Source organism: Polaromonas sp. P3_C2 (genome assembly GCF_056402675.1).
The window spans coordinates 1-11637 of record NZ_JBFUGX010000048.1; the positions used below are offsets into that span (position 1 = coordinate 1).

General features: G+C 64.9%; 7 protein-coding genes. 5 read left to right on the forward strand and 2 right to left on the reverse strand.

Going from position 1 to position 11637, the window contains the following annotated elements; all coding sequences use genetic code 11:
* Positions 1-87: 87 nt before the first annotated feature.
* Positions 88-6129, forward strand: a complete 6042-nt coding sequence (locus tag AC1DWI_RS03865; protein WP_477724404.1) for a YDG domain-containing protein — start codon at positions 88-90, stop codon at positions 6127-6129.
* A gap of 219 nt (positions 6130-6348) precedes the next feature.
* Here AC1DWI_RS03865 and AC1DWI_RS03870 read toward each other — a convergent pair whose 3' ends face one another.
* Positions 6349-7269, reverse strand: a complete 921-nt coding sequence (locus tag AC1DWI_RS03870; RefSeq protein ID WP_477669993.1) for a LysR family transcriptional regulator — start codon at positions 7267-7269, stop codon at positions 6349-6351.
* 107 nt (positions 7270-7376) lie between these two features.
* On the opposite strand from AC1DWI_RS03870, the gene AC1DWI_RS03875 reads away from it, so the two are divergent.
* Entirely contained in the window at positions 7377-7775 is a 399-nt protein-coding gene (locus AC1DWI_RS03875; protein WP_477667405.1) for a tautomerase family protein, read from the forward strand.
* Positions 7776-7786: 11 nt separating this feature from the next.
* On the forward strand, positions 7787-8239 hold the full coding sequence (locus AC1DWI_RS03880) for a cupin domain-containing protein (protein WP_477669992.1): 453 nt from the start codon (positions 7787-7789) through the stop codon (positions 8237-8239).
* Between the two features lie 146 nt (positions 8240-8385).
* Here AC1DWI_RS03880 and AC1DWI_RS03885 read toward each other — a convergent pair whose 3' ends face one another.
* Positions 8386-9387 (reverse strand): AraC family transcriptional regulator, encoded by a 1002-nt coding sequence (locus tag AC1DWI_RS03885; RefSeq protein ID WP_477669991.1) that lies wholly within the window; start codon positions 9385-9387, stop codon positions 8386-8388.
* A gap of 78 nt (positions 9388-9465) precedes the next feature.
* Between AC1DWI_RS03885 and AC1DWI_RS03890 the strand changes: the two genes are divergently transcribed.
* Together AC1DWI_RS03890 and AC1DWI_RS03895 are read left to right on the forward strand one after the other, a co-directional pair.
* Positions 9466-10713 (forward strand): MFS transporter, encoded by a 1248-nt coding sequence (locus AC1DWI_RS03890; RefSeq protein WP_477724405.1) that lies wholly within the window; start codon positions 9466-9468, stop codon positions 10711-10713.
* Positions 10710-11637, forward strand: a 928-nt coding sequence (locus AC1DWI_RS03895) for an NADP-dependent oxidoreductase (protein ID WP_477724406.1), incomplete at its 3' end; no start/stop codon positions are given. The genes AC1DWI_RS03890 and AC1DWI_RS03895, both read left to right, overlap by 4 nt.

Below are 11637 nucleotides of genomic sequence, written 5' to 3' on the forward strand. Positions count from 1 at the left end.
GTTTCGCGCTACATATTTGATAGCTGCTTGCGCACGTCCTGAAAGGGCTGAAGCCCGATTTGATTCACAACCGAAGGAAAAATCGCCATGAACCACACCTACCGCGTCATCTGGAACGAAGCCGGTGCCTGCTTTGAAGCCGTGGCCGAAACAGCCAGCGGCAAGGGCAAACGCAGCCTGGGCAAGCGTGAACGCAAGCTCCGCGCGTTGGCCCTTGCCGCCGGCTTGGCAGCGGCGCAGGCGCTGGCCGCTCCCACGGGTGGCCAGGTCAGCGCGGGCCAGGGTGGCATCACGCAAAGCGGCAACACCACCACCATCACCCAGACCACACCCAAACTTGCCATCAACTGGCAGAGCTTCGGCGTTGCCGGCAACGAGACCGTCAATTTCGTGCAGCCCGGATCGAATGCCGTTGCACTCAATCGCGTGCTGGGCACTGAGGCCAGCCAGATCCTGGGCCGGCTCAATGCCAACGGCCAGGTCTTCCTGCTCAACCCCAACGGCGTGTTGTTCGGCCAGAGCGCGCAGGTCAGCGTGGGCGGGCTGGTGGCCTCGACGCTGGGCATGAGCGATACCGACTTCATGGCCGGGCGTTATGTGTTGCGCGCCAGTGGCAGTGGCGCCAGCGTGCGCAACGAAGGCACGATACGTGCCGCCGACGGCGGCAGCATCGCGCTGATTGGCGGCCAGGTCAGCAACACCGGCACGCTGGTGGCCAACCTGGGTACGGTGGCCCTGGCCGCCGGCAAGCAGGTCACGCTCGACTTCGCAGGAGACGGCCTGCTTAAACTCGCGGTGGACGAAGGCGCGGTCAATGCGCTCGCGCACAACGGCGGGCTGATACAGGCAGACGGCGGCACGGCCTTGCTCACCGCGAAAGCGGCCGACGCGCTGGCCGGCACCGTGGTCAACAACACCGGCGTCATTCAGGCGCGCACACTCGAAAGCCGCGGCGGCGTCATCAAACTGCTGGGCGGCTTTGACGGTGGCACGGTGCAGGTGGGCGGCACGCTGGATGCGTCCGCACCCAGTGGCGGCAACGGCGGCTTTATCGACACCTCGGGCGCGCATGTCAAGGTGGCTGAAGGCTCACACGTCAGCACGCGCGCCGCGCAGGGCAAGACCGGCACCTGGCTGATTGACCCCGCGGACTTCACCATCGCCGCGAGCGGCGGCGACATCAGCGGCGCCACGCTGTCCGCCAATCTGGCCAACAGCGACGTCACCATCCTGTCAAGCAGCGGCAGCAACGCGGCGGGCAACGGCGACATCCACGTCAACGACAACGTGAACTGGAACGCCAACACACTGACGCTAACCGCTGCGCGCGACATCAACATCCGCGCCGTGATGGACGCGACCGGCAGCTCGGCCCTGGTCATGAACACAGGCACCGCCAACGGCGCCGATGCAGGTGTGGCCGGAGGCAAGGTCAAGGTGCCGGTGGACCCGCTCACAGGATTCGCCGGCCGCGTGAACTTCGACCGGGCGGGYACGGGTTTTCTCACCATCAACGGCGAGGGCTACATCGTCATCAACACCCTTGGCACCGAAGGCTCCACCACGGGCCTGCAGTCCATCAACCTCGACGGCGGCCTGCGCTACGCGCTGGGCGCAGACATCGACGCCAGCGCGACCGCGGGCTGGAACGGCAACAAGGGTGCCTCGCCGCTGACGGGGCTGGGCGGCGTGATGGACGGTCTGGKCCACGCCATCAGCAACCTGAAGCTCTGGGTGCCGACGAGCATGACGGGCTTGTTCTCGGTGATCGGCGGAACGGTCAGGAACCTGGACCTCGTCAACGTGACGGGCAATGCTTTTACGGGTGCAGGCGCACTGGCCAGCGACGCCAACAATGCCACGCTGCACAACCTGCGTGCATCGGGCACGCTGGCAGGTCCTGGCTCCAGCGTCGGTGGACTGGTGGGCTTCATGAGTGGCGGAACCTTGCAGGATGCGCACGCCCAGGTGGCCATCAACATGACCAGCAGCGGTGACATGGTGATTGGCGGCCTGGTGGGCGAGGCCATCAACGGGGCCACGCTGCGTGACGTGTCGGCCTCCGGCGCGGTCAACGGGGGCAACAACTACGACTATGTGGGCGGGCTGGTGGGCCGCCTCAGCGGCGGCGCCACCGTGCAGAATGCGCGGGCTTCGGGCGCGGTCACGGGCCGCGCCCACGTGGGCGGGCTGCTGGGCGCGAACGGCAACGCCGACGCGCTCACCGCGGGCACCACCCTGACCAACGTCAGCGCCAGCGGCACCGTCAACGGCATCGGCAGGCTCGGCGGCCAGGGCGTGAACGGAGCGGCCCGCAACGTAGGTGGCCTGGTGGGCTGGAATTTCGGCAACATCTCCCAGGCGAGCGCGACCGGAGCGGTGGTGGCCGACGGCGGCGCGACCACCACCTATACCGGGGTTGGCGGCCTCGTCGGCCAGAACTACTCGGGGGACATCACCAATTCGTATGCCACCGGCTCCGTCACGGCCACGGGACTCACCGGCGTCACGCAGTACGTCGGCGGGCTGGTCGGGCACAGTACTGGCGCGCTGGCTGACGTCTATGCGACCGGCAACGTGAGCGCCACCGGCGACTACACGGGCGGCCTGGTGGGACGCAACACCGGTGCGGTGACGGACGCGCGCTCCGACGCCGTGACCGTGCAGGGACCCGGCAATTACACCGGCGGACTGATCGGCGACCACAGCGGCGGCGCCATCCAGAACGCCCGCGCCACCGCGAACGTCACCAGCCAGCGGCAGTACAGCGGCGGGCTGATCGGCAGATCGACGGGAGCCGACCTCAGCAACGTCACAGCCACCGGCTCCGTCACCAACACAGGCAACGCCGTGGGCAATGCCGGCGCGAACGTCGGCGGCCTGGTGGGGCGGGTCGCCGGCGGGACGATCGACCAGGGGGAAGCGACGGGTGACGTGAGCGGCTATTCATTTGTTGGCGGCCTGGTCGGCAACTTCGAGGGGACCTCGCTGACGCGGTCGAGGTCGACCGGTGCGGTCGCGGGCGACAGCCTCGTCTCCGGCGCGAACGTCGGCGGCCTGGCGGGGTACGCCGGCGGCACGGTCTCCGACGTCCGGGCCACCGGCAACGTCACGGGCCGCAGGTCGGTCGGGGGCCTGATCGGCAACGCCGACGCACAGCTTTCCAACGCGGTGGCGACCGGCAACGTGCAAGGCCTCACGAACGTCGGCGGACTGCTCGGGCAAACCATGGGCGTCATCAGCAACGTGCACGCCGAAGGCTCCGTGCGGGCGACCGACACGGGCAACAGCGATGTCGGCGGCCTGATCGGATCGGCTGAGGCGACGCTCAGCAATGCCTACGCCACCGGCCGGGTGGAGGGTGCCGGCAGCCGGGTGGGCGGCCTGATAGGGCATAGCGTCAACACCGGGGGTGTTCCCACCTCGAACGTCTATGCCACGGGAGAGGTGGTCGGTGCCGGCGGCGTGGGCGGCCTGGTCGGGGTCACCGACGCTGCCAGCGTGATTCGCGGCGCCTACGCGTCGGGGGCCGTCACCGGCACCGGCACCGCGGTGGGCGGCCTGATCGGCAGCAACAGCGGCGCGCTCAGCGATGCCTATGCGAGCGGCAGCGTGAGCGGTGGCAGCCAGGTCGGCGGCTTGATCGGCGATGTGGTGGCCGGCACGGTGGACAAGACCTACGCCACCGGCGCCGTCAGCGGCACCAGCGCCCTGGGCGGGCTGGCCGGCTCGGCCTCCGGCACGGTCACCAACAGCTACTGGGACACCGCCACCACGGGGCAGGCTACCAGCGCTGCCGGCACCGGCCGCACGACCGCGCAGATGCGCCAGCAGGCCACCTTTGCCGGATGGGACGTGGGTGCCACAGGCGGCACGTCCACCGTTTGGCGCATCTACGAAGGCATGACCAGCCCGCTGCTGCGCAACTTTTTGGTGGCGCAAAACGTGGCCAATGTGAACACGGTTTACAACGCGGCGACGCAGGCCGGCAGCGTGGTGGCGCCCTCGGGCACGCGCACCGGCACTGCCGCCAGTGGCCGCAACGTCGGCACCTACACCGCGTTTTCCGACCAGCAGGGGCTGGATATTGTGGGCGGCCTGCTGACTATTACGCCGGCCGCGCTCACCGTGAGCGGCGTGACGGCGAGCGACAAGGTCTACGACGGCAACACTATCGCCGCGTTGAATACCGGCGCGGCTACGCTGTCTGGCGTGCTCGGCAGCGATAACGTTGCCGTCAATTTGAGCAGCGCTACCGGCAACTTTGCCGATAAAAATGTAGGCAATGCCAAAGCAGTAACAGTAAGCGGGGTGGGCTTGTTGTCTGGCACTGATGCGGGCAACTACAGCGTGAGCAGCCCGACCGCGGTGGTCGCCAACATCACGCCTAAAACCTTGACGGTCAGCGGCCTTACTGCRGACAACAAGGTGTACGACGGCAACACCACCGCCACGCTGAACACTGGTGCGGCGGCGCTGGCGGGAATGGTAAGCGGCGACGCTGTGACGCTCGGCCTGAGCGGAGTGACGGGCAGCTTCGCCGATAAAAATGTTGGCAATGCCAAGGCGGTAAACCTGAGCGGGAGCGGCTTGCTGTCTGGCGCCGACGCCGCTAACTACAGCGTCAGCAATCCGGTCGGGCTGGTGGCCAGCATCACGCCCAAAGCACTGACCGTCAGCGGCATCACGGCCAGCGATAAGGTCTACGATGGCAACACTGCCGCTATCGTCAATAGCAGCGGAGCCAACTATGCAGGACTAGTGAGCGGCGATGTACTCAGCGTTAGTGCTACCGGGACTTTCGCCGACAAGAATGTAGCCAACGGCAAAACTGTCACGCTCGTTAGCAGTTATGGCGGTGCCGATGTTGGCAACTACAGCATCACCGATCAAGCAGCGACCACGGCCAGCATCACGCCGAAAGCACTTACGGTCAGCGGCATTACGGCCAGCGATAAAGTTTATGACGGCAGCACCGCCGCTACCGTCAACACCAGCGGCGCAAGCTACGCCGGCCTGATCGCCAACGACGATCTCGCGGTCACTGCCACTGGCGGATTTGCCGACAAAAACGTAGCCAATGGCAAAACCGTGACGCTCGCCAGCAGCTACACGGGCGCCGACGTCGGCAACTACACCATCACCGGCCAGGCTACGACGACGGCGAACATCACACCCAAGGCCTTGACGGTCAGCGGCATCACGGCTGCTGACAAGGTCTACGACGGCAACGCGACCGCTACCGTCAACGTGGCTGGTGCAAGCTACGCCGGCCTGATCACCAACGACGATCTCGCGGTAACTGCCACGGGCGCTTTCGCAGACAAACATGTGGGCAGCGGGAAAGCCGTCGCCCTCAGCAGCAGCTACACAGGCGCCGACGTGGGTAACTACACCATCACCGGTCAGGCGGCGGCCACGGCCAGCATCACCCCGGCCGCGCTGACTGTGACCGCGCAGGCCGACAACCGTGTTTACGACGGCACCACCGCGTCGGCAGCAGCGCCCGTGGTCACCGGCGCGCTGTACGACACAGTTGCCAGCGCAGCCACGCAGACCTTCGACAACAAAAATGCCGGCAGCGGCAAGACGCTGACTGCCGCCGGACTGGTCATGAACGACGGTAATGGCGGCAACAACTACAGCGTCAGCTATGCCGCGAACAACAGCGGTGTCATTACGCCAGCGTCACTTTCGGTGATTGCCGATAACCAGGCCAAACAGGTCTATACGCCCGACCCTTTGCTGACTTACCGCACCGGGCCGTTTGCGGCCGGCGACAGCGCGGCCTCTGTACTGAGCGGTGCGTTGCAGCGCGTGGCGGGCGAGCAGCCTGGCAATTACGCGATCAACCAGGGTTTGCTGGCAGCCAATGGCAACTACACGATCAACTACACGCCCGGCACCTTGTTGATCACGGCCGGACTACTGCCTGGTCAGGCTGCAGGGTCGACCGGCGGCTCACCCTACCAGCAGGCAAAAGCGCAAACGCCGCTGCCAGCGCCTGAGTTCAGGCAGCTGTCTGCGTGTACCCCGCTGGCGGGTCGTGGCAACTGTGCCGGTGAACTGCCGCTAACGATTGTGGATGAGGGCATGCGCATGCCGGCGCTTGCTCAAAGCACCAACTGAAGGACTTTATTCATGCAACCCAGCTGACGGATGATTGGCTCACGGGTTTTCCGGACTTGATGTAGAGCTCGACCGCTCGAATCCTGTCTTGGCACGGATACGTGAACTACCTCCTGATAGTCCAATTTTTGTCTGCATCCCCTCTTGGGCAGGTTATGAGGAATCAAAACAAACCTTAAGCGCAGCATTCCAGGTGCTGGAGTTCAAGGCCGGTTTCCGCTAGGTGCAAGTCATGGCCCACTGCCGGCGGGCGGCCGCCTGAAGGAAGTCGATCACAGCCCGTACGCGCGCCGCGTTACGCAGGTTGGGCAAGGACACTGCGAACATCGTGTGGGTAATACCGGAAGCGTAAGGCGACAAGACCTCCTTCAAAAGGCCCTTGGCCACGTCCCCCGCCGCCAATGGAACCGACAGCATGCCGATGCCCGCCCCGGCCACCAGGGCGTGATGCACCAGGGCCGTGGTATTCATGGCGAGCTGTGACCTGACAGTGGCTTCGACCTTCCGTCCGGCCTTGCGGAACGCCCATGTCACAACGGGCCCCTGCGCGGTATGGGTTACCGTCTGATGCCTGCCCAACTCATCCGGGCCGGCGGGTTCTCCATGTTGGCGCAAATATTCAGGCGAGGCGTACAGGCGGCGTTCAAAGGAGCCAAGGGCACGGGCGACCACAGCCTCGCTATTGCCTACTGTGGTGCGCAGGGCCACATCGATCCCGTCCGTCACGAGATCGGCAACCCGGTCATCGGCCACCACCTCGATGCGCAACTCCGGGTATCGCGCGCGCAGCGCGCCCAGCTGCGGCACAACCAGTTCCTCGCAAATCTCCTGGCTTGAGGCCAGTCGCAGCGCGCCGGCCACGCGATTTCGCTGTTTCGACACCGCGGCAGAGATGTCCTCCATCCGCGCCAGCAGTTCACGTGCTTCCTGCGCCAACTCAAAGCCTTCGGCGGTTGCTGACAGCCCATGCGTGGACCGGCGCAACAAAGTGACCCCGTACCCCGTTTCAAGGCGGTTGACTCCTCGGGTAACGACAGAGACTGCCACGTCCAACTCCCGGGCGGCCGCAGAGAACGAATTGAGGTCGAGTGAGCGAACCAGCCACCGCAAGTCCGCAGGGTCCGGCAGGAAGTGTTTCATCGGGGTTGCCTTTGCGTTTCGAGCAAAACCGATTATGCGGGATGGAGGTTTCCGGCTGTAGTGGCTCGCCCTAAAGTGGCGGCACCAACCCAAAAAAGGAAACAACCATGCCTATCCTCAATGTCAAGATCTCGGCGAACCGTACGCCAGAACTCTCGCAACTCGTCACCGACACGCTGCTGGACCTTTCCAGCCGCTTGCTCGGAAAACGACGTGATCTCACCGCAGTGGTGATCGACTATGTCGATCCGCGCGACTGGTTTGTCGCCGGGAAATCGCTGGCCGAACTGAAGATGACCAGCTTCTACTTCGACATCAAGGTGGTGGACGAAACCAACACCAAGGCCGAAAAGGCCCGGTTTGTCGCCGAATCATTCGAAGCGTTCGGGCGCATCCTGGGAGACCTGCACCCAGAAAGCTACGTGTACGTGCAAGACGTGCGCGGCAGCGCGTACGGCTATGGCGGCCGCACCCAGGAATACCGCCATCAACATCCAGACCAATAAGAGGCAGAGCCATGGAACTAGCAAACACTATCGTCGCCGCGGCTATGCGCCGGGCTGGACTCAGCACCTGGATCCCGGAAGGGGAAGGGAAATGGTCACTTCCGATCCAGTTCCTGCCAGATGGTTCAGGCTGGGTCGAATTGATGCGACTCAAGCCGGGCACACGGCTGGGTTTACACCGGCACACTGGCGAGGTTCACGCCCTGACCTTGGTTGGCGAGCGTCGCCTGAACGACGGTCGCATGGTGGGCGTCGGGGACTACATTCACGAGCCTGCCGGCAATGTGGACTGGTGGGAAGCTGTAGGGGACGAGGATCTGCTGGTGCACGTCGTCGTCAAGGGCAGTGTCGAATACCTCGGAGCGCACCACAGCGTACTGCAGCAAATAACCGCCGCCGACCGGATCTCGGACTACCACCGGTACTGCACAGCAGTCGGCGTGCAGCCTCGCGCACTGGATTAGCTGGGCGATTCACGAATTGCCGACGGTCATGCCCTGCTTCACTGGGCCTTGCCAGCGCTCATTGCTCTGTGCGCCGGGCGTATTGCAAATGTGCACCAAAGCCCAACTGAGAAGTTCCAGCGCCACAGCACCACAACACGCCTTGGTCACATGGAACTGCGGGCCTTGCTGGGTGGGTGGCCGATAACTCGCTTGAACGCCCGGCTGAACGAGGCCTCCGAGTCGTAACCCAGCCGGTCAGCGGCCACTGTGACACGCATGCCGTCCTGCATGATCCAGCTGCGGGCCTGGAACATGCGAATGCGGGCCACGTACCTGGCCGGGCTCTCGCCCACCGAATCCTTGAATGCCTGGGCAAAACGTGATCGCGATGCACCCATGATGTTCGCCATCTCCGGCACGCTCCAGTCCTGCTCCGGCGTCGCGTGAATGGCGACAAGCACCTTGCCCACGCCGGGCGAGCGCAGCGCTGCGATCCAGCCCGTCGAGTTGCTGCAAGCGCATTCCACCCAGGCACGGATGATGCTCGCGGCGAGCACATCGGCCATGCGGGCCAGGATGCCGCAGGCGCCGATGCGGTTGAGCGAGGCTTCACGCTCCATCGCGTCGAGCAGCATGGGTACACCCGGGTCGCGTTGGGCCAGGTCGCCGGCGCGTATCACCTCTGGCATCATGGCCAGCAATGGGTGCAGAGGGTCAAGGTTGAACTTCATGGTGCCGCAGAACATGACGTGGGATGGCGTCTGCGCTGCGGGGGCTCCATCCCGCAACAAATAGATGTCGTCTGCGACCCGCTCGCGATCGAAAGTCGCGAGATCCACCGGCGGCACTTCTGGTGAGCTGGCCACGGTGTGGGCGGTGCTGCGGGGCAGCAGCACTGCGTCACCGGCCTTCAGTTCCATCCACCCGGACCGCTGCGTATGCATCCAGCAATCTCCGCTGGCGACGAAATGAAAACGTGCGGCAGCTTGCGCGGCAAAGGAAATCGCCCACGGCGCGTGCATCAGGCAGCGGCCGTACTCAACGCCGTCCAGGCGCAGGCCCAGCAGGACTTTGGTGAGGGGGTCGGGGCCTGCGGCAGGCAGGCCCCCGTTTTCGTGAGGAGGCTGAACGATGGGCGTAAAAGTTCTGGAGGAATCGTCAAGCATTTCGGCTCTTTCGCCATGGAAAGGTGTCGATGCTAGGCCTAAGCTGGCAACCCTGTCCTCAACAAGGCTTCACATTTCATGTCATCTACTTCCTGTTCTGCCTGTCTCGATCCACTGGCCGCTGGCGCGACCCCTGGCAACGATTCACCTGGCGAAGCCGCCGCCCTCTGGGCGGCGGTTGCTTCACTTTCCCTTGGCGTGTTCGGCCTGGTCACTGCGGAATTCTTGCCGGCCAGCCTGCTGACCGCCATGGCGGCTGACCTGCACGTCACGGCAGGCGCTGCGGGCCAGGCCGTCACGGCCACCGCGCTTGTCGGTGCGGTGGCCGCGCCAACCATCCCCTTGCTGACGGCGCGCTTCGATCGGAAGCGGGTGTTGCTGACGCTCACAGCCCTTCTGTTTGTATCCAACCTGTTGGCGGCGACGGCTGCCTCGCTCGCGGTGCTATTGGTCGCGCGCGTGGTGCTCRGTATTGCGCTCGGTGGATTCTGGTCCATGGCGGCGGCACTGGCCATGCGCCTGGTGCCGGAGCGGCTTTTCCCGCGCGCGATGTCGCTCGTGTTGACGGGCGTGTCCATTGCCACCGTCTGCGCTGCGCCCGTTGGCGCATGGATGGGAAATGTGTGGGGATGGCGTAGCGCTTTTGTCGCGGCAGGTGCTGTCGGCTTGCTGGCTTTCGCTGTGCAGCTGGTCGCGTTGCCGGCACTGCCGCCGCGTGACAAAGCCAGCTTGAAAGGCCTGCGCGATCTGCTCACGCGGGGACCGGTACGMATYGCKCTGCTGGCMGTGYTGCTCGTGATATCCGGCCACTTYGCGGGCTTCACCTACATCCGGCCCGTGCTTGAAGACGTGACCAAGCTGTCGGTGTCGGCGATTTCCGCTGTGCTGCTGGGCTATGGCATCGGCGGTTTCTTCGGGAACTTTGCAGGGGGGTGGCTGGCGGGGCGCAGTGAGCGATACGCGATCGTCGCAKGCAGCGGGATGATCGCCTTGCTTGCGGCTGCGCTGCTCATTGGCGGCAGCTCCACCGTGGTCACCGCTGTGGCGGTGACGCTGTGGGGGTTCGCATTCGGCGCGTTTCCGGTCGGCTTTCAGACCTGGATCGTGCGCGCCGCACCCGACCAGGCAGAGGCCGCGGGCGGCTTGCTGGTGGCAGCGTTCCAGATCGCCATCGCCACGGGCGCCATCGCGGGCGGCCTCATCGTTGACTGGACTGGAGCGCTCGGCGCCCCTGCATTTGCCATGGTGGCTGTAGCCCTGGGCGGCCTGCTGGCATGGCAGCACGGCCCGGGCCCCGCAGCGACCGATGCACGGAGGCAGTCATGACAAAGTCAAGACCAGACCCCAGCATCAATCGGCGCATTACCTTGGCGGCGCACCCGCGCGGCCTGCCCGTTGCGTCTGACTTCAATCTTGTGACCGAGCCTGTGCCGCACGTGGGCGAAAGCCAGGTGCTCTTGCAAACGCAGTTCCTTTCGCTGGACCCGTACATGCGCAACCTGATGGACAAAGTCGGCCCGGGGTACGCGCCTCCTGTTCCGCTAGGCGGCACCATGCCGGGCGGCACAGTCAGCCGTGTCGTCGAATCCAGGCATCCCAAATATCGCGTTGGTGATCTCGTGCTCGCCAACGCTGGCTGGCAGGACTACGCTCTGAGCGATGGGAGCGACCTGCAGTTGATGGATGACATGGGCCGACCATCCCTCGCGCTTGGCGCGCTCGGAATGCCGGGTTTTACAGCGCATGTCGGTCTGCTGGACATCGGCCAGCCAAAGGTTGGTGAAACTGTTGTGGTTGCAGCGGCGACCGGTGCGGTTGGCGCCATGGTCGGCCAGATCGCGAAACTCAAGGGCGCCCGCGTGGTAGGCATCGCCGGAGGTGCCGAAAAGTGCCGCCAGGCGGTCGACGATCTGGGCTTTGATGCCTGCGTCGACAGGCGCGGGCCATTGTTTGGGGAACAGCTTGCTGCCGCATGCCCGGCGGGCATTGACGTGTACTTTGAAAACGTCGGCGGTGACGTATTGTCGGCAGTCCTTCCGCTCCTCAATCTTGGCGCCCGTATGCCTGTGTGCGGTTTTGTCGCACATTACAACGACTCTGCAGGCTCAATCGGCCCCAACCAACTGCCGCAGTTCCTGGCCGCCATTTTGCAAAAGCGGGTGCGGGTGCAGGGGTTCATCATTCTTGACCACTATGGCGCGCGCTTTGACGTGTTCCGCAGTGAAATGGGCGAATGGGTCAACAGTGGGC

Excerpts from the sequence above, each read along its gene's own strand:
- AC1DWI_RS03870 (WP_477669993.1), bottom strand. The coding sequence starts at position 7,269 with ATGAAACACTTCCTGCCGGACCCTGCGGACTTGCGGTGGCTGGTTCGC.
- AC1DWI_RS03875 (WP_477667405.1), top strand. The coding sequence starts at position 7,377 with ATGCCTATCCTCAATGTCAAGATCTCGGCGAACCGTACGCCAGAACTC.
- AC1DWI_RS03880 (WP_477669992.1), top strand. The coding sequence starts at position 7,787 with ATGGAACTAGCAAACACTATCGTCGCCGCGGCTATGCGCCGGGCTGGA.
- AC1DWI_RS03885 (WP_477669991.1), bottom strand. The coding sequence starts at position 9,387 with ATGCTTGACGATTCCTCCAGAACTTTTACGCCCATCGTTCAGCCTCCT.